Source organism: Bradyrhizobium sp. MI1.4 (genome assembly GCF_055811315.1).
The window spans coordinates 1-18791 of record NZ_JBVVPP010000085.1; the positions used below are offsets into that span (position 1 = coordinate 1).

An 18791-nucleotide genomic window follows, 5' to 3' on the forward strand; every position below is an offset into this window, starting at 1 on the left:
CCCCCCCCCCCCCCCCCCCCCCCCCCCCCCCCCCCGCCCCCCCCCCCCCCCCCCCCCCCGCGCCCGCCCCCCCGGGCGGGGGGGGGGGCCGGCCCCCCCCCCGGCGGCTCCGAGGGGATGGCTCGGCCGGATCCCATGACCGACTTTGCTGAACTTGACGCACAGAACTCTCTTCAGTCGCGGAGTTCGGCTGGATATGTCTGCTACAAATTGGGTTCGCCTGACCTCCTTCCTTAGGGCGTTGGCTTACTGAGGGGCCTTAGTGGCAAACCCTGGCCCGCAGCTTGCAGTCCACGTCGCCGGTCTCATTGCATCCGGCCACCGCGCCTTGCTGCGATAGCTCCTCTTCAAATTCACCAAATGGGTGGGACCACCACGCACGTCCCAGCCCGCGTCCATTGCCTATGGCAACGGCGGCGCAAGCGTTGTTTTCGTAAGCTTCGATTTTGCAATCCGAGCCGCCCTTGCGGCGACAGTCGAGCAGGGCCCACCGTTTAGCGCCCCTTTGTGATCTACACCCGTGCGAGACACCGACCACGTCATCTGGTTTGGAGTATGCGATGGCCCCGGAGCCGGCGAACGCGGTAGTGTTTGAAATGAACAGCGCGAGGACGCCGATTATTAGTTTACGCATTCACTTTTTCTCCATTTGGAATTGAGCATCGCAGCGATTGGCGCCTCCTGCCCTACGGCGAGATACAGCAAGGGCCGTGCCAGCGCTCCTCGCGCGCACTAAGCGCCTGATTGTGCTTTGAAACGGTTCGCGATACGCAAACGGCGCAGGGTGTTTTGAATCTCACAGCTTTGTGCACCGCCGTCAGAAAGCGGACAAGGATCGAGGGGCTGACGCATCCGGACCTTGCCCCACGGACTTGATCCGGGTTGAAGGCAATTCCTTTTTGGCAATGCGCGCGGCGCCCTAAGAGACTTGCGGTGGGCTACCGCCAACAGCTGCAAGAGGATTTCACGGTCTCGCCCCGCTTACAGCAAACTAGGGTACAGACTCAATTGAGCCAATATGCGACGAGAGCGGCGAGCTGAACAGCGGCCAAGAAATTCCGGGCGAGCTTGTCGTATCATGTGGCGATGCGGCGGAAGTCCTTGAGCCGGCAAAAGCAGCGTTCGATGACATTTCGGCCTCCGTCGCGTTTGTTGAAACGATGAATGACGACACGGTTGGATTATTGGGAATGACGGGCTTGGCGCCGCGACCAGCGATTTCGGCCGAAGGTTGTCCCCGTCGTACCCTTTGTCAGCGAGAAGCGCGCTCATGGGCGGTGCGAGCGCCAGAACATCGGGCGCGGCAGCGATGTCGGCATCCTGACCTGAGGGCCAGATGCAGGACGACCGGTCGGCAGAGCGGATCACTCAGCGCATGGATTTTTGTCGTACGGCCTCCCCGCGAGCGGCCGATTGCCTGATTGTGCTCCCCCTTTTCCGCCGGAGGCACACCGATGAGCTTTGATCGAAGTCGAGTCGAGCGACAGCACGACGGCATCTTTGCCAGCTTTGAGCAGTGCTTGAAAGATTGCGCACCATCGTTCGCGCTTGGCCCCGTGATTGAAGCGGTTGTAGATCATCGTGTAAGGACCGTATTCGCGCGGACAATCACGCCATCGCGCACCCGATAGCAGCATGTGAACAATACCGCTGATGATGCGCCGATCGTCGTCCCGATCCGGCCCCGTCAGTCCCGTCGGCAGATGAGGTTCGATACGAGCCCATTGCCTACCCCGCGAGCATTGTCTCGCTCCCGAATCAAGAACACGGAGGCAAGAGAATCACGTGGCGCTATTTAGGTTCAGACCCTAGCAGCGAGAGACAGCTTAGCGCCGAATGACGTCTGCCGGCCGAGCTGATGATCCGCCGGCACGCTCGCGGACCGCATTCCGGGTGGTAGATCTATATTCACAGACGCGCCTTTATCAGTCGCTGATTAAAACCATGACAACCGATGAGGTCTAGGCCAAGCGGGCCGGTCTATCGGCAGACCAGTCAGCTCGTTCATCGCGCGAGCTGACCCTCGGACGCAGGACCTGAAACGATCAGCTGCCCTGGCGGTCGTCCATCACGCCGGTCAATTTCCGAAAATTGAATCATATCTCAGCGCTGGTGACCCAAGCCAATCCCCAAGGTACGTGCTTTCTGTCGTAGAGACCCCTCGGATCGCTTCATCAGCTTTGAAACCCTAGCTACAGGGGTGCGAGCCTTTGAGTGCGCTTTGAGCAGCTTGACGTCATCCTTACTATACTCTTTGCGCTTGGCGGTTTTTGCCACGTGGTGTTCTCCGATTTCACTTTGCACATTTGCAGCACCTTGTTTTTGGCGAAGACGCAGCTGCTTCCCATTACCATATCAATGGTCATCGACAACTATTCAAGCGGATTTTTCTCTTCGAGATAAGAACTGGAACTACACGCGAATTTGTCCTCCCTGGATTTTATCTGCGTGACAAACCCGATTCTCGACATGCACGTCACCCAGCTTCAACATGGAAGCGAGCAATAGAGAAGGGACGCTCGATGCGCCTTCGAAAGACAACTCGAAAAGCGCTTCTTGAATGCTCCGACCTCAGCTCACCAAGACATTTCGTAGAATGATATTTTCAGGCGCCAGTATTGATGGAGTAGCGCTGGATCGCGGGACACTCGCACTGCCTCACTTGAGCGCGCATCATTAACCGGCCTCCACGGCGAGTGCACGGCGTTACCGCGCGAAGAACAAACGTCTTGTCCTATTTTCCGAAGCGCAGCGGCTTTAAGTGAAAGTACTCACAATGGCAAATCTTGCGATGCCGGATCCTCGTCAGCTGATCGAGCACGGCTCGCCCGTCCTAATTTGATCTGCCGCAGTATTCTTGATCTAACTAGCCACGTTGAGATACCCAGGCAATTCCGCTGCGAGAACGATCGCTGCCCCCGTCTCATGGACCCGACGAACCAGCGTCGTGATATTCCCCGGACTGGTCACTACCGCATGGTAAACAACCCGCGGGCCTAGCCGTCCTGGGTGAGCTTGGCACCGGCAGGCGATTGCTTGATCATGACTTGCCAGAGCGCTTGGCCAGCACAATGCCGGTGGCGCGCTGCGGATCATTCGTAATCTGTGCACATTGACCGCCACTGTCGAGCAGATGCAGGTCGAACTGTCCAACGCGGTGGAACGGACTCTGCGTCATGTCAGGGGCCTCGCAACAAATCCAGGCGAGATGTGGAAATTTCTGCCGGAGCGTGAGGCAGGGCTCAGACGCTGTATCAATAGCGGCGAGCGTCTGCTCGATGTTCGTCAATTCGCCTGCGGCGAGCACCATCTGCATAATCCTTATTGCCAGAACAAACGTTCAGGGTCGGCGTTCAGAACCGCTGTCGCCAAGCCAAGCCGTTGATGGGTCGAATGCCACTCCCAGACGCCCTTGCGGTGATCTTTGCGGAACAGCTGCCATGCCGCCCCAGTCCTATCGTGGTGCAACAGCGCGACGTCGACGAGACCTCCCTCCGCATCGATATTGCCTGAGCAGCACGGGCTCTCGACCAGATAGCCGCCAGCAATCGCTGTCACCTTTGGCGAGACATATCGGTAGCGCTCGCGCCTCGTCAGCGCGCGCACGAGCCGCCACCGGTCGAGCTCGTTGGGATGCGCGGGCAATCCGGAATGATGTCGTCTGATGATGGCGGCGTTCATTGCGCGATGTCCTGGACTGCGGAAATTTCTGCCTCGAGGCAGCCAACCACCAACTGCTTGCCGAAGTCGACCATATAAATGGGTAGGTTCGCTTCCGTATGGCGACCGACCTGTACGATCTCACCAATGTGTCCGACGCTGACCAGACACTGTTCCGCCGACGCGTCGGGAAAGGAACCGTCGTTGAGCAGATCGATTGCAGCCTTGACACGTTGGCCTGAGCAGTATTTTGGCAACCTCGGTTCGATCATCGGGGTGCCCTTCCTGACAAGCAAGGCTCCTCGCCTCCGTGACTTCGCGTGACTAGATCGAGCTCCTTGCATTTCATGCCGACGCGATAGCCGGAGTCGAGGAATTCGACGCCATAGATATAAAATTGTTGCAGGAACGTGCCGATCGAGACGACATAACCAAGCTCGCCTTTCTTGACCAGAACCTCACCGATCTCCTTGCCCACATAGGTGCCGTCGTTGCGGATGGTGCGGTTTGCCTGCACCTTGTCGCCATAATCAAAGAAGGGGGCGTCCGTCAACTCGACGATGTCACTATCACGGACGATGTTGCTCATGCTGTCGTCTCCGTTCCATGCTTCAACTGTACCGCGCCTCGCGAGCGCCCGGCCTTACGGAGCGCCCTATCATGATCCTCGATCAACCGCGTTCGATCCCCGCACGGCGGCGCGGCTGTGATCATGAGTTGCATGAGCCTTTCGGGATCCCAGTGCAGCAAAATCAACGCCCGCAACTTAAGATCCAGATGCTTGAGATAACCGTCCGTCAGCCCATGGTTGATGTTGAAGAAGCCGTCGACGCGGCACGCGCGTCCGTCCTCGACGGGGGCGTGCTTGAGCCGGCGGCGAGCCGCGCGTTTCAGCGCGGGATGCGCACAGCCGGCAGAGTCGACCTGATTACCCCGGCAACTGAGGGCGTTGTGGACGTCACCACTCACGGTCCCGCCGATACGCTCGAGCGTGCCTAACAACACCTTGGCGCCAACCCGAGCAGTCTCTCGACAGCTGCCGTCCTTCCCCGAGTTGCCCGAGACGCATCTCCAAGTAGGCAACAAGCCTTGACCGAGAACTGGAAGTCCCACGCGAGGTGCTCTCATTGCAGCCGAATTCCGGCTTGGTGGGGCCGACCGCGCCGGTGGCAGGAAATTCGTCTCCGCATCACGTGGTCGGGTGCCAACGGCTTGGCTTGGCGCAGGTAGATTTCGGCACTTTCATCGAGGTGATAGGATAGCTCTGCCGCCTTGGGATGATGCTGGGCCGGCTCGACACCGTGCGACCAACACAGGACTCGGTGTGGACGCCCTCGTTTCTCTCGGATGACCGACTAAAGGCCTTGGGCATGAATGTCGCCTGCGCAAGGCTGGCCGCAGGTGACTGGATTGATATCGCTGAAGACGGGTCCGCTCTTCGTCGGCCCATCGGCGAAATCGTCCCTTGGCGCTGGAGAAAGCGGCCTTCGGGTCGACAGGAATAGCTTAACGCGCTCCCGCCGATATTCGCGTCTCCAGAATATGGCTTAGCAACTGGCGAAAAAGCCGGCGACCAGGGCGAACCGTCCACCCGGTATGACAAGGCGACCGGCGCGACCGGCGCCTCGTCGAGCATTACCCGCCAGAGTTTCTGAACCGTTCGTGTCGTGGTGACATCCATCGTGGCCCTCACGCAGGCATCTGGTGACGCGGCAGCGCCGTGTCGAGCACGCACGTATTGTCAACCGGGCAAACCGCCACGCATTGCGGTTCATCAAAGTAGGCGGCGCACTCGGTGCATTTCTCAGGATCGATCAGGAAAACGCCGGCTCGCTCGGAAATAGCGAGATTCGGGCATTGTGTTTCGCACGCCGAACAGCCCGTGCATTGTGAGGCGATGATCTTGAACGGCATTATCTGAACCCATCCTCAGGCGGCGGAAATCAGCGCGTTGTGGCTGGCCGCCGAATCGACCCGCTCAACGTGCTTGATCTTTCCCTCATTGACTTTATCGAGATAGAGTTTGAACCAGGCGATTGCTGACCCATCAATGGACTCCCAGGCGTACTGATCGACCGGCTCGATGCCGGCCTTGATCAATTCGGCCTTCGGGCAGCCGCCGATCTTTGAGACGAATACGGCGTGGCAATCCTTGATGGCGCCGATGGCGATTTCGAGCTTGCTGTCCTCGCCATGGCCGTCCTGGCAATAGGGGTGGATAGGACGATGACCAATGAATTTTGCGCCGGAAGTCGAGAGCTCGTAGATCTGGAACTCCTTGGCATGACCGAAGTGCTGGTTGATCAATCCCGAGCCCTTGGTTGCAACCGCCACCAGCACCTTGATTTCGCTGGACGCGCTGGCGAGCTCTGCAAGCTTCTCCTGCTTGGCCGCAAGCTTTGCAATGCGCGCCTTCTCGACCTTGGCCTGATACTCCTTTCGGGCCTGCTGGTCGTATTTGATGTTCATGGCCATGATCTTTTCCATGGTGAACTCTGCGCCGCGGTCCTCCCCGAGCAGTCCGACGGCGTCGGCCCGGCACTGGCGACAATGACGCATCATGTTCATCTCGCTTTCGCAGCTGTCCTGCAACGCGGTCACTTCCCGTGCGGTCGGGCCGCGTTGCCCACCGAGACCGAACACGGTGCCGTGCTCGGGCGACGATATCAGCGGCATCACGTTATGCAGGAAGGCGCCGCGCGACTTCACGGCCTTGTTAACCTCAACCAGATGCTGATCGTTAATCCCGGGAATCATCACCGAGTTGACTTTGCACAGGATGCCGCGCGCGGTCAGCATCTCCAGGCCCTGGAGCTGCCGATTGCTGAGGATGCTTGCGGCTTCAATTCCGGTGTAGCGCTTGTGGCGGTAAAAGATCCATGGATAGATCTTTGCACCAATTTCGGGATCGATCATGTTGATCGTGATCGTCACGTGATCGACCTTGAGTCTGGTGATCGTGTCGACATGATCGGCTAGCGCAAGACCGTTCGTCGAGAGGCACAGCTTGATATCTGGCGCGAGCTTGTTGACGAGCTCGAACGTCTTGAATGTCTTGTCCGGATTCGCCAGGGGGTCGCCAGGGCCGGCAACGCCGACCACGCTCATCTGAGGGATCGCGGAAGCGACCGCCAGCACCTTCTTGGCGGCCTGCTCTGGCGTCAACTTCTCGCTGGCAATGCCTGGGCGCGATTCGTTGGCGCAATCGTATTTGCGATTGCAGTAATTGCACTGGATATTGCAGGCGGGTGCGACCGCGACATGCATGCGGGCATAATGGTGGTGCGCCTCCTCGCTGTAGCAGGGATGGTTCTTCGCCTTTTCCCAGACCTCGTTTGGCAGATTGCCGATGCCGGCCTGAGATCCGCAGCTCGCCTTCCCGCTGCCACCGATCGTACCGCAGCCCTTGTGCTTAGCCATAACTTGCATGGTCTCTCTGATCTCGCCGCCGCCGCAGGATAGCTGGTGTTGCGCTGAAGTACTCATTCTTCCAATTCTCTCCGCAGGCCGCACTTTTCCGGCAAACATCCCCAGAGTCGTTTCTGAAGAGCCAAGAGCAACTGGCGTGCCATGTCTGCCACAAATGATTTTTGCGTTCGCTTCAAGCAGTTAGGTCACGTTGCTCGTATGTCGGTGTTATCAACTCATGTTGGAAAGCTGACAGAGATTGCGATCACAAGAGCGCTGGCAGCGTTGTTTTGGCGACGGGTAGGCTGCTTCATCTAGGCGCTTGGAAGAGCAGGGCGGCTGGCGTCCTGTAAAGTTGATCTTGTCGCCAAAATGTGACGCCAGTGCAAAGCACAATCCGCAAAAGACGTTCCGGACGCTTTGAAGGACAACTTGGTGTGGCGATTCTTCGTAGTTGCAGACAAGAAGCAGCCCCGTTACCGACCTATGCCGAAGATCACGCGGGCCTCTACGTGACATTCCGGAAGGCATTGTCAGGCAGGTGAAGAGAAACGCCTGGTGGCCACGGTGCCGACAGCCACGAATTCGATCGTGCGTCCAAACGTTGGCTGGCTCTCGAATAGATCGCGGGGGTGTAGATGCCGATCAGATTCACGAGCTGCAGCCGCCTCGGTCGACATCGCTCGAACTGCCGTCCAACAACTACCTACATCGCTGAGGTCTCGGCATCCAGCCAGCCGATCCTGCTCTTCAGGAAACGGAGGCCCAGCACCAGCAACTCGGCGTGCTCCCGGTTGTCCTTGCCGTAGCCGTGGCCGCCAGCGGCATGCTCGTAGAAATACGCCTCATAGCCCATCGCCTGCAGCTTCGCTACCATTTTGCGCGCATGTCCGGGATGGACGCGATCGTCCCGCCGCCTGGTGGCCATCAGGATCGGTGGATAGGACTGCCCGGGTCTTGCGGTATGATACGCAGAATAGGTCTTCAGCCACTCCCACTCCTCAGCGTTGTCGGGATCGCCATATTCGGCGAGCCAGCTCGCCCCGGCGAGCAGTTTTGTGTAGCGGCGCATGTCAATCAGCGGGATCGCGCAGAACAGCGCGCCAAAGCGCTCGGGATATCGCGTTAACATATTGGTGATGAGGATGCCGCCGTTTGATCCACTCTCGGCCGCGATCCGCTTGGCCTGTGTCACGCCGCGCCTAACGAGATCGGCGGCAACCGCTGCGAAATCATCATGCGACAATCTCTTGCCGGCGAGCCGACCGGCGTCGTGCCAGCGCGTGCCGAACTCGCCGCCGCCGCGCAAATTTGCCTGAACCGTGGTGCCGCCGCAATCGAGCCAAAGCTTACCGAGCGCGGAATTGTAGTACGGTTTCACGGAGATCCCAAACCCGCCATATCCGCTCATATGGACCGGCGCGTTGCCGGGCTGCCTGACGGGACCGGTCTGCAGATAGGGAATTCGCTCACCGTCGATCGAGATGGCCTCGTGCCACGTGACCACGCAGTGCTCCGCGGCAAACGTCTTCGGCGCCTGCTTCAGCACGGCGGGACTGGTAACGCCGCGCTCCATCAGGATGAGGGACGGCGGCGTGAGCGGATCCTCGACGTGGGCCAGCAAGTCGCCATTGCTCTCTGACGGATCGCGATCGAAAGACCAGATTTCGACGACGCCAAGATCAGGAAGCCCGGCCAATTGCTCGCGGTTCCAGCCATAATCGGATGGTGTGCAGATCTCGAAGACTGGCCGGAGTTCGTCGAGAATGCAAAGCACGAGCTTGCCCGCAGCCCAAAAGAAGCTCTGCAGCGCACGGCGCAGACCCGGCTCGAAGAGAACCTCGAATTGGCGGCTGCCCGCCAGGAATGCCGGCAGCGGGATGACGAGCACCGTATCCGCCGCATAGGTCTGCCCTGCCACAGACCAGGATTCGCGCGGCTTCAGGGCAAGCCAGTTGCGATGCGACCGCATCCAGATGTTACTTGGCAGATCGAGCCTCGTCTTGGCGCCCGTTTCATCGCCGAGCCAGACCACGCAATTGGAGACGTCTGTCGCATCGAGGAACCAGATCCTGGGCGGCACGACGGTGTCGTCAACACTGCAATCGACTGACACATGAGCAGCCTTGGTCTCAAAGATCACTGCCGCTTGCTCAACATGCGTACCGCGCCGCCACAGCCTCACCGTGCGCGCATAGCCGGTGGTCGCGGCCATGCCGTCGCCATAGGAGCTTAACAACACGAGCGTATCAGAATCGAACCATACGCCGCTGCCTTTGGCTTCGGGCAAGATAAAGCCATCGCGGATGAAGAGCTTCGTATCAGTGTCGAATTCACGCAAGGTCACGGCATCGCTGCCACCGCGCGATAGACTCAAGATCCACCGCGAGTGACTTCCAGGCGGTGCGACCGTGGCGTTTAGAAGCCAGTCTTCGCCTTCGCTGACGGCAAGTTGATCGAGGTCGAGCAAGACGTCCCATGACGGCTTCAGCGAGCGATACTCTTCCAGGGTGGTTCGCCGCCAGAGGCCGCGTGGATTGTTGGCGTCCCTCCACAGATTGTAGAGATACCCGCCGCGCCGGCTGACATAGGGGATATTGTCAGGTCGGTCGTAAATCGCCGTCAGCGCATCTCTGTCTCGTTCGGCTGCCGGTCCGCCAAACACCTGAAGTGTTCTGCTATTCTGCCGCTCGACGAAGTTCAGCGCACGCGCGCCTTCGATCTGTTCCAGCCATAGATAGGGATCATCGTCAGGAGCGGAAGGCGTTGGCCTTCCGGTTCGCGACTTCGTCGAGGCTCTTTCTGTGACCATGCTTCATTACAACCTTGGCATTGACGCGTAGCTCCGACATGGTTCAAGGATTTGCATCGCGAACGTTGCATCACGATTTTTCAGCTACGACCTGGCCCGGCGCGACATTCAATCCTCTCGACACTGAATGTTGCGGAGTTGCAGCAATTGGCCTGACGCCGTTAATGCGACGACCGGGCTGGCGATGTCAGTGCAATGGGCGTCGCGAGGGTTTCCCCCATCAACGCCAACGCGCTGGCCCGACGCCTCAGTGCTGGCCTAGGCCGAGATGTTGCGTTTGCCACCGTGCGCCGCCGCGATCTTGGTTCCGAAGAACGCTTCGAGCGCTTCCGGAGTGATCAGCGCGCTCGGCTGAAACCTTCCGCTACGCCAGGCCCAAGCCCAAGGAACGATGTGGCCTTCCTCGCAGATGCCGGACCGCCCCGGCAAGAATAGCTTCCGCATCGCTGGTTTGGCGAAGTCTGTGGAACCGCAGCATTCATCATTCGGTTGCTTCGCCGCCGCGCTTCCTGGCGTTGATAGTGATTGGTAGAGTGGTGTCACTCGCCATCGCCGGTAGGTCGAGCACCCAGCCGTTCGCGATTCTAATCCAACCACCCCACAGCGTCTCGTGCTCCCATTCGACAATCGGCTCCTCAAGATCCTTCTTGGGCACATAAATCGAAAGGCCCGTCTCGGGCGAACGGCGAATCATGACCTTCATGGGAGCTCCGCAAGTTGTGAGCTCTCGCCCGCGCGCTCCTGACGCGCACGCCACAAGGCTCTCTGTTTGGCAGTGATGTCCGGCATGACCTGTAGGACACGATCGATCTCATCCGGCGCCGTCTCGCGCGACAGCGAGAAGCGAACCGCACCGCGCAAGAAGGCCGGTGGTACTTTCATCGCGCGCAGGACGTGGGACGGTTCCATCGAGCCGGACGCGCAGGCCGAACCGAGTGAGACGGCAATTCCGTTGTGGTTCAGGTGGTGGACGATTGCCTCTGCTTCGAGATGCTCGAAGGCAATGTTTGACGTATTTGGCAAGCGATTCTTGATATGGCCAAGCACCATGCAACAGCCGACAGCGAGAATGCCTTGCTCCAGCCGGTCGCGAAGGGCGCCAATCTGCATCTGCTCTTGTATGAGGTGTGCTGCTGCGAGTTCCGCCGCTTTGCCGAGCCCAATAATGCCCGGAACGTTTTGGCTGCCAGCGCGGCGACGCCGCTCCTGAACGCCGCCGAAGATCAGCGGCCGGAACTTGATGCCGCTGCGCAGATACAGCGCGCCGATCCCCTTCGGACCATGGAGCTTGTGGCCGGAGAGCGACAGCATGTCGATGTCCGTGGTCTTCAGGTCAATCGGAATCCGCCCGACCGCCTGGACCGCGTCGGTGTGAAAGAGCGCGCCGACTGAGCGCGCCATCTGGGCGAGGGATTTCACCGGAAAGATCGTACCCGTCTCATTATTGGCCCACATGACCGAGGCGATTGACGTGCGCCTCGACAATGCGTTGCGATAAGCCTCGATGTCCAATCGGCCGCTTGCATCGACCGGAATGACATGGGTCTTGACTCCTCGTCGGCCCAGCTCCTCGGCAAGAGACAACACGGCCGGATGCTCAACGGCCGTTGTGACGATCTCGTCGCGTCCCTTCTGTACGGCGAGCGCCGACAGGATCGCCGTGTTGTCGGATTCAGTCGCGCCCGAGGTGAAGACGATCTCGTGATCGAATGCCGCGCCAATGAGGGCCTGCACCTTCCGGCGCGCTTGTTTTAATGCGGGCGCAACCTCAATGCCGAATGCGTGCGCGGACGACGCATTGCCGAATTGCGCAGAGAAGAACGGCAGCATCGCCGCAACCACCAAGGGATGTACACGGGTCGTCGCGTTGTTATCCAGGTAGATCGGCCGCACGGACTCTCCGCTCTGCACTTAATGTCCCACTTTGGCAGCTCCGGGGAGCGGGATCAGGCGGACGAACTCGCCGAGCCGCTCGACCAGGCGCGCCTGAATGGCCGCGAGCGTCGTGCCCGCAAGCTTGCATAACATGCAGGCGCCGGTAAGCCTGACCATGATCTTGTTGCCGTCGATTTCGACGAGCTCACAATCTCTACGATCACGCCTGAGGCTTGGCCGAATCTCATCGAGCACGGCGCTGACAATCCGCTCGCGATCGGCAGGCTCGACAGTCGAAGACTGATTCGTTCGTTCAGCCTTCAGGGCCATGTTCGATGCTCCTTCCATCGCCAATGGTCCCAAGGCAACTTAGCCGAACGATTTGCCGCAGGAGCAGCTCGATTTGGCATTTGGGTTATCGAAGCGGAACCCTGATCCTTCGAGTGACACCACGAAATCGATCGTGGTGCCGCTCAGATGCGCCCGGCTCGCGTTGTCGACGAAGACTTTAATCCCGCCTTGCTCGAACACGGTCTCATCGGAGCTCGGCTCATCGGCAAGGCCCATTTTGTATGTGAACCCTTGGCAGCCGCCGCCTTCGATCATGATCCGCAAACCGCTCGCCGGCTGCGCTGTCGAGGAGATTGCGGCCTTCAGTGCGTTGATGGCGCTATCCGTTAGGTTGATCATCTCTGGCTCGCTCTCACTTCTGTGGCAAGGTACACTTCGCAAATCCCATGCCAGTCGAGATGCAGCTGAAATCACTTGGTCTTGCAGGCGACGACCCATTCGATTTGCGACCTGTCGGGTTCGCGACAGGCGGCTTTCCAGCATCCCAACATCATCCGGCCGAGACCTGGTGATGGTGCCAGCACGTATCCATGCACATCGCGCCAAGCCGCCGCTTACGCTCTACGTCGACGCAGACATAGGGGGACGGCAAACAACTTGCATGAAGGTAGCGGACACGTCGCATTGGGCGACGCGTGCACACCACACATTGATGGGGAGCCTTCCATGACCTCGATCGACAACACCGCTCTTGGCCCGCTGGACAAGGAGGGGCGGTTGCTGAATGCGGTGCTTAAGAGTGAAACAACGAAGTCGGGGCGATTTGGATTTCGAGGCGACATCGCGCTGAAGTTTCAATCCCAGCTCGCCGACGAAAAACGACCGCCGGACTATTCTATCGAACAAGTTCTTGCAATCGCGCAGGAGGGCGAACCCACCATTCCAGTTCTTGCCGGATATCTGCATTCCTTCGCATATCTACCTGAGGCCGCAAAGGTGCTGGACGGCAGGTTGAGCCCCAAAGGCAGCTATTTCATCTTCTGCAACAACGTTGATCTGCTCGCGAAGTACCGCACCAAGATAGGCGAGATCACCTTCCGCATTCTGCCTTGCGATGAATCAACTGTGTGGAAAGAGATGATGGACCTCGCCGGCGTCGACAAGAATGACATCAAGAAGCTCGGTACCGCCGGTAGACTCGACTACTTGCTCGACGCAGCCAAGGACATCGATGGATCATACACGGAGATCTCATACGAGGACGGCCTGGCCAAAATGGAGCCGGTAAAGAACAGAAGCGAAAACCGCCCCGTCTGAGGAAGCGCCTCGGACCGTCTCTCGCCAGCTCAGCGGCTGCTGCGGCAGGCGCCGGGTTGGCGTTCCAGCACAATCGAGTTGCCGTCGGGCATGATGGCGCCGGTCCAGACCAAGAGGATGCGGCTCTGGCCGAACCGACAGAGCTGTCGTGTTGGCCGATCAGCTTCGCACCCTGGGGAATCAGCAGATATTTTCGGCGAGGACTTGATCGACCAGCGAAAGGTCAGTGGTTGTGCTGCCGACTTCGGCCGGCAACGCGGCAAACGAGCCAATCGATCGCTCCGATCCGCGCCCGTCCCCGCTTGGTCGGCCCTGGTATCCTTTGGTCCGAAAGAGACCATAGGCGGCCCAACAGGCAACCAGAATGTCTTTCGACTGGTTCGCCAGGATATGGAACGACAGCGTACTGACTTTGCTCCAATCAACCGCAGTTGGTCCGCCGGCATCCATGCGCCGCAGTTCGGCTTCGAGCCGTTCGAATTCGGGCACATCACGGACATTCATGCCGGCAGGCGCGGGACCCGGCACAGGCGCAGCACCGCGGCACGAACGTGCATCGATATCGCCTCGAGACGGACTTCTTGTCGCTGTCATCGAGTGCGAGCAGAACTCTTTGGAAGGAACCTTGCACCTACTAGCACGACGCGGTATTTCGGTCATCCGGAAGCCGTTATGCTGCACCTCAACGCAGAAGAAAAATGATGCTTGAGAATCCGATTGATCAAAGCGCCGCTTGGCTGCTGGTACTGCAGCAGCGCCTGCGCAAGCTTGGAGGAGGTGTCCAGCGCCAGCATCTGCGAGCCCTTGAGATAGGACTTGGTCTCGTCGAGCTCATTCTGCGTCGGGCCCTCCTCGGCGATGCGGCGCACCTCCTTCTCGATGGCATCGATGGTGTCGCCGGCGCGGTCGGCGCGCGTGCCTGTGTTGCCGATGAAGACCGCCGAATGCTCCATCCATAGCAGGGACTCGAACACCGAATAGGCCAGCCCGCGCTTCTCCCGGACCTCGCGATAGAGCCGGGAGGACAATCCGCCGCCGCCGAGGATGTGGTTGACGACATAGGCCGCCATGAAGTTCGGATCGCTGCGCTTCACGCCGGGGCCGCCGAAGGTGATCACCGTTTGCGGCACGTCGAGCGCCACGAAGGCGCGCTGCGGCGGTTTGGCGGCCTCGATGTCGGGTACCGGCACGAGGTTGGCCTTGGCGGGGAGCGCGCCGAAGGTCTGGTCGAGCAGCTTGCCGAGCGTGGCCGGATCGACGTCACCGACCACCGCGATCTTCAGTCCGTCCTTGGCAAGCACGCGGCCGACATAGTCCTTCATGTCGGCGACCGTGATGGTCGGCACGCTGTCGAGGTTGCCGTTGGTCTGCCGGGCATAGGGATGATCGCCGAAGGCGACCTCCAGGAATTTGCGGCTCGCCAGCGATGATGGATTGGTGGTCTCGCGGCGCAGCCCCGAGATCACCTGGGAGCGGATGCGCTCGACGTCGGCGGCCTCGAAATGCGGCGAGGTCAAAGCCATCCTGAGCAGGTCGAAGGCCTCGTCCTTGTTGTCGCGCAGCATGCGCAGGCTGCCGCGGAAGCTATCGCGGGTGGCGCTGAAGGACAGCTCGATGGCGCGGCGGTCCAGACGTTCGTGGAACGTCTTGGAGTCGAGATCGCCGGAGCCTTCGTCGAGGAGGTCGCCGACCAGATTGGCGACCCCCGATTTGTCCGTGGGATCCTGGCCCGAGCCGCCGGCAAAGGAATATTCCATGGCGATCAGCGGCACGGTCGCGTCCTGCACGAACCAGGACTCGATGCCGCCCGGCGAGATCAGGTGCTGGATCTTTGCGGCCGCCTGTGACGGCGAGATCGTAGCCAGCGCGAGCACCGCGCCGGTGGCAACGGACAATGCGACGCGCCGCGCGCGCGAGAAAGCAAAAGGATAGGTCACGAACGCTTCTCCTCGCGCTTGGTGCTAGCTGTGTCCTTGATCAGATAGCCCGTTACCGAGCGCTTCTTCTCGAGCCATTTCTGTGCGACAGCGCGCACCTGTTCGGCGGTGACCGCGCGAATGCGGTCCGGCCAGCTTCTGATGTCCTCGATCGACAGGCCCGTGGTCAGCGCGCCGCCATACCAGCGCGCCAGCACCGCCTGGTTGTCCTGGGCGTAGATCGCTTCCGCGATGAGCTGGGTCTTGACCCGCTCCAGGTCTTCGGCGCGAACCGGGTTCTGCGCGAGGTCGGCGATGACGCCGTCGACGACCTGCTCGACCTCGACGAAGCTGACGCCGGCTTTCGGCGCGGCCGAGACCGCGAACTGGGTCGGATCGAGCGAGATGCTTGAATAGCTAGCGTTGGCGGAGACGGCGAGCGGCTTGTCGACGACGAGGGCGCGGTAGAGATAGGAATTGCTGCCGCTGCCCATCAACTGCGCCAGCACGTCGAGGGCGGCGCTCTCGCCGGCTGCGGCGGTCGCGGCCGAGGGCACCAGATAGTAGCGCCGCACGCTGGGTTGCTCGACGCGCGGATCCGACAGCGTGACGGTGCGCGGCGCGGCCGCCTGCGGGCGGATGCGCCGCGCCGGGATCGCCGGCTGGGCGGCAATCGGCCCGAAATTGCGCTCGACCAGCGGACGGATTTCGGCGGCCTCGACGTCGCCGGCGATGACCAGGATCGCGTTGTTGGGCGCGTAGAAGCGGCGGTAGAAGGCGAGCGCATCTTCGCGATCGAGCTTCTCGATCTCCTGGTGCCAGCCGATCACGGGCCGGCCGTAGGGATGGTTGAGATAGAGCGCGGCCATTATCTGCTCGTTCAGCCGCGCGTCGGGATTGTTGGCGACGCGCATGTTGTACTCTTCGAGCACGATGTCGCGTTCCGGCAGCACGTTCTCGTCCTTGAGGATCAGGCCGGTCATGCGGTCGGCCTCGAACTCCATCATGGTCGGCAGCTGCTCGCGCGGCACGCGCTGGTAGTAGTTGGTGTAGTCGACCGAGGTGGAGGCGTTCTCGTTGCCGCCGACGCGAAGCACGGTCTGGGAGAATTCGCCGACCGGGTGCTTGTCCGTGCCCTTGAACATCAGGTGCTCGAGGAAGTGCGCGAGCCCGGACTTGCCCGGCGTCTCGTCCGCCGAACCGACCTTGTACCAGATCATCTCCGTGACCACGGGCGTGCGGCGGTCCGGGATCACCACGACTTGCAGGCCGTTCTGAAGTATGAAGCTCGCCGGTCGTTCGCGGGTGGGTGTGATCTAGGCAAGAACGCTCCTGTTCACAGGAGCGCCCCGGGAGCTAGGATCCCGGCCATTTTCCGTTTTGGACTCGACCGCCAGCGCTGTACGCGTGATCAAAGCCAGGGCAAAAGTGGCCGTGCCTAGCACCTTGATTGTCAGGGACCTGGAATTCTTCATGTCATGGCCTTTGGTCGGTAGAGATCCACGTTCTGCAGCGGACATCGCGACAAAGCAGGTGAGCCGCACGCCGTTGGCAAGCAGCGGAGCAAATGTCGGGCCGATCGCCTGACACTTCTGCGCACGGGCCGCTACGCGGCCAACTGCACGCAAGCGAAGCGCAACGCGTGTCTCCTCTCCGAAAGCCAACCCGCATTTGTTTGGTATCCGCCGATATGTTGCGAACACGACATTGCACACGACCTCGCACGACAACTCGCCGCCTCGCCGCTGCCCCACTTTTCTGAGCATCCCTACACGACTTGATCTCCGTAGGGCTTGAACGGCTCGTAGGGAGCGCACCAACGCTATTAAGAAAGGATTACCATGCCTGTTAACCTGCATGGCTTTGTCGCGCGTCAGGACACGAGCCCCAACAGGTCGAGGAACTGACGACCTAGCTGAGCGGGATCATCGAGCAGCTCGGCGGCGACATCACCAGTGAATTGGAGCGTGCGCACCAGCTCACTAATCCGGAGGTTTCGATGAATTCTCTTCGGGTCCAAGCCGCGCCATCCGGGCATGCTTTAGACGGGGGTGCGGCCCTGTCCACAGGCGATCCGCATGATAGACGATATGGACGCAGTGCCCGCGATCCCAGCGGCGGCATAGCCCTCGCGGTGGGCAACGGCGCCTTTGAAGATAGATGATGGCGATCGTGCGGGTAGGCACGGCCCAGTCGCCGTCTTCAAGATAGGTAGTCGTCCATGAAGAATACGGATTTCAGCTTGAGACGAGCTGAAGTCGGATGATGAGCTGGGCGAGGATTGGCGCAACAAAAGCTGGAGCCCGCCGGAAGTTGTAACCGGCGGCGGCGAGGACGGCATTGGCGGCATCGCCATTAAGCAGTTCGTCGATCGAGGTAACGAACAGCACACTCGACGAACTGCTGTCAGTTGAGGAAAGCGAAGATTCCCTGCAGGGCGAAGCCGCCGCGCAAGTACGCGACTTTTCTTCCGCAACATCGACGACACGCCAAGAGCCCACCGCGTTGTTGCCTGGCAACAGCTCCGCGATCTGCACTGCGTTCAGCGCCGCGCCCTTGAGCAGCTGATCCGCCGCCACGAACATCGAGATCGAATGGCCGGAGGGATCGCTGAGGTCCTTGCGGATGCGGCCGACCAGGACGTCGTCCTGACCCGAGGCGTCGATCGGCATCGGGAAGTTGTTCTTGGCACGGTCGTCGACGATCTTCACGCCGGGTGCCTGCGCCATGATGGCGCGGACCTGGTCCTCGGTGATTGGCTTTTCGCATTCGAAGGTGATGGCCTCGCAATGGGCGCGCAGCACCGGCACGCGGACGCAGGTGACACCGATGGCGATAGTCTCGTCCTCGAAGATCTTGCGGGTCTCGTTGATGACCTTGGTCTCCTCATCATTGTAGCCGGTCTCGGGATCGACCGCGGTGTTGTGGTTGAAGAGGTTGAAGGCATAGGGGTGCGGCATCACCTTGGGCGTATAGACCTGCCCGTTGAGATTGGCGCGGGTGGACTCGACAAGCTCGTCCATTGCGGCGGCGCCGGCGCCGCTCGCGGCCTGATAGGTCGAGATGATCACGCGCCTGATGCGGTTGGTCTGGTGGATCGGCCATAGCGGCACCAGCGCCGTGATGGCGGCGCAGTTCGGGTTGGCGATGATGCCCTTGTGGTCGCGGATGCGGTTCGCATTGATCTCGGGGATTACCAGCGGCACGTTCGGGTCCATCCGGAAGGCGGAGGAGTTGTCGACGACGACGGCCCCCGCCTTGACGGCGATCGGCGCGTACTTCTTGGAGATGCTGCCGCCGGCGGAGAACAGGGCGATGTCGACGCCTTCGAAGGCGCGTTCGGTCAGCTCCTCGATGACGACGTCTTGCCCGCGGAACGACACCGTCTTGCCGGCCGAGCGGGCGCTGGCCAGCGCCTTGAGCTTGCCGACGCGAAAGCCGCGCTTGTCCATGGTGGCGATGAATTCGGCGCCCACCGCACCGGTGACGCCGACAATCGCGACGACGGGATC

17 protein-coding genes and 3 pseudogenes are annotated in these 18791 nt (G+C 60.5%); 1 reads left to right on the plus strand and 19 read right to left on the minus strand.

What is annotated here, in order from left to right; genetic code table 11:
• Positions 1-259 precede the first annotated feature (259 nt).
• The 14 genes and pseudogenes from AC0L23_RS38595 to AC0L23_RS38660 form a co-directional block, all read right to left on the minus strand.
• Positions 260-634, minus strand: a complete 375-nt coding sequence (locus tag AC0L23_RS38595) for a DUF4189 domain-containing protein (protein ID WP_219682325.1) — start codon at positions 632-634, stop codon at positions 260-262.
• 370 nt (positions 635-1004) lie between these two features.
• Positions 1005-1730: pseudogene (locus AC0L23_RS38600) on the minus strand (IS5 family transposase); the annotation flags it as partial.
• A 1310-nt stretch (positions 1731-3040) separates the two neighbouring features.
• A complete protein-coding gene (locus AC0L23_RS38605; protein ID WP_473358286.1) occupies positions 3041-3310 on the minus strand; it encodes a hypothetical protein in 270 nt (89 codons plus the stop codon).
• Positions 3311-3321: 11 nt separating this feature from the next.
• The gene (locus tag AC0L23_RS38610; protein WP_219682324.1) at positions 3322-3681 is read right to left on the minus strand and encodes a DUF3024 domain-containing protein; all 360 of its coding nucleotides are present in this window, start codon (positions 3679-3681) and stop codon (positions 3322-3324) included.
• On the minus strand, positions 3678-3932 hold the full coding sequence (locus tag AC0L23_RS38615; RefSeq protein WP_259217569.1) for a nitrogen fixation protein NifZ: 255 nt from the start codon (positions 3930-3932) through the stop codon (positions 3678-3680). The genes AC0L23_RS38610 and AC0L23_RS38615 overlap by 4 nt, the downstream gene beginning before the upstream one ends.
• On the minus strand, positions 3929-4249 hold the full coding sequence (locus AC0L23_RS38620) for a nitrogen fixation protein NifZ (RefSeq protein ID WP_219682322.1): 321 nt from the start codon (positions 4247-4249) through the stop codon (positions 3929-3931). The genes AC0L23_RS38615 and AC0L23_RS38620 overlap by 4 nt, the downstream gene beginning before the upstream one ends.
• On the minus strand, positions 4246-4788 hold the full coding sequence (locus AC0L23_RS38625) for a 4Fe4S-binding leucine-rich repeat protein (RefSeq protein WP_374762366.1): 543 nt from the start codon (positions 4786-4788) through the stop codon (positions 4246-4248). Before AC0L23_RS38625 ends, AC0L23_RS38620 begins: the two co-directional genes overlap by 4 nt.
• A 561-nt stretch (positions 4789-5349) precedes the next feature.
• Positions 5350-5574 (minus strand): 4Fe-4S binding protein, encoded by a 225-nt coding sequence (locus AC0L23_RS38630; RefSeq protein WP_219682320.1) that lies wholly within the window; start codon positions 5572-5574, stop codon positions 5350-5352.
• Positions 5575-5589: 15 nt separating this feature from the next.
• Positions 5590-7146 (minus strand): nitrogenase cofactor biosynthesis protein NifB, encoded by a 1557-nt coding sequence (gene nifB, locus AC0L23_RS38635; RefSeq protein WP_219682319.1) that lies wholly within the window; start codon positions 7144-7146, stop codon positions 5590-5592.
• Between the two features lie 628 nt (positions 7147-7774).
• Complete coding sequence (locus AC0L23_RS38640; RefSeq protein ID WP_259217572.1) at positions 7775-9880, minus strand: prolyl oligopeptidase family serine peptidase; 2106 nt, start codon at positions 9878-9880, stop codon at positions 7775-7777.
• A 481-nt stretch (positions 9881-10361) separates the two neighbouring features.
• On the minus strand, positions 10362-10583 hold the full coding sequence (nifT, locus tag AC0L23_RS38645) for a putative nitrogen fixation protein NifT (protein ID WP_219682318.1): 222 nt from the start codon (positions 10581-10583) through the stop codon (positions 10362-10364).
• Positions 10580-11773, minus strand: coding sequence for a cysteine desulfurase NifS (gene nifS, locus AC0L23_RS38650; RefSeq protein WP_473358287.1), 1194 nt, complete (start codon positions 11771-11773; stop codon positions 10580-10582). Before nifS ends, nifT begins: the two co-directional genes overlap by 4 nt.
• Before the next feature lie 18 nt (positions 11774-11791).
• Positions 11792-12085 (minus strand): NifU family protein, encoded by a 294-nt coding sequence (locus AC0L23_RS38655; RefSeq protein WP_259217574.1) that lies wholly within the window; start codon positions 12083-12085, stop codon positions 11792-11794.
• Between the two features lie 39 nt (positions 12086-12124).
• Positions 12125-12445: an iron-sulfur cluster assembly accessory protein gene (locus tag AC0L23_RS38660; RefSeq protein WP_259217575.1), complete on the minus strand. Its 321-nt coding sequence runs from the start codon at positions 12443-12445 to the stop codon at positions 12125-12127.
• A gap of 327 nt (positions 12446-12772) precedes the next feature.
• Here AC0L23_RS38660 and AC0L23_RS38665 point away from each other — a divergent pair, with 327 nt between their 5' ends.
• A complete protein-coding gene (locus AC0L23_RS38665) occupies positions 12773-13363 on the plus strand; it encodes a hypothetical protein (protein ID WP_219682315.1) in 591 nt (196 codons plus the stop codon).
• A 47-nt stretch (positions 13364-13410) separates the two neighbouring features.
• Here AC0L23_RS38665 and AC0L23_RS38670 read toward each other — a convergent pair.
• From AC0L23_RS38670 to AC0L23_RS38690, 5 genes and pseudogenes are all read right to left on the minus strand, one after another.
• Positions 13411-13568 (minus strand): annotated as a pseudogene (locus tag AC0L23_RS38670) (TrbI/VirB10 family protein); the annotation flags it as partial.
• Complete coding sequence (locus tag AC0L23_RS38675; protein WP_310473475.1) at positions 13544-14023, minus strand: type VI secretion system ImpA family N-terminal domain-containing protein; 480 nt, start codon at positions 14021-14023, stop codon at positions 13544-13546. The pseudogene AC0L23_RS38670 and the gene AC0L23_RS38675, both read right to left, overlap by 25 nt.
• Complete coding sequence (locus AC0L23_RS38680) at positions 14020-15300, minus strand: M16 family metallopeptidase (RefSeq protein ID WP_473358288.1); 1281 nt, start codon at positions 15298-15300, stop codon at positions 14020-14022. Before AC0L23_RS38680 ends, AC0L23_RS38675 begins: the two co-directional genes overlap by 4 nt.
• Complete coding sequence (locus AC0L23_RS38685; protein ID WP_473358289.1) at positions 15297-16595, minus strand: M16 family metallopeptidase; 1299 nt, start codon at positions 16593-16595, stop codon at positions 15297-15299. The genes AC0L23_RS38680 and AC0L23_RS38685 overlap by 4 nt, the downstream gene beginning before the upstream one ends.
• A gap of 1197 nt (positions 16596-17792) precedes the next feature.
• Positions 17793-18791: pseudogene (locus tag AC0L23_RS38690) on the minus strand (aspartate-semialdehyde dehydrogenase); the annotation flags it as partial.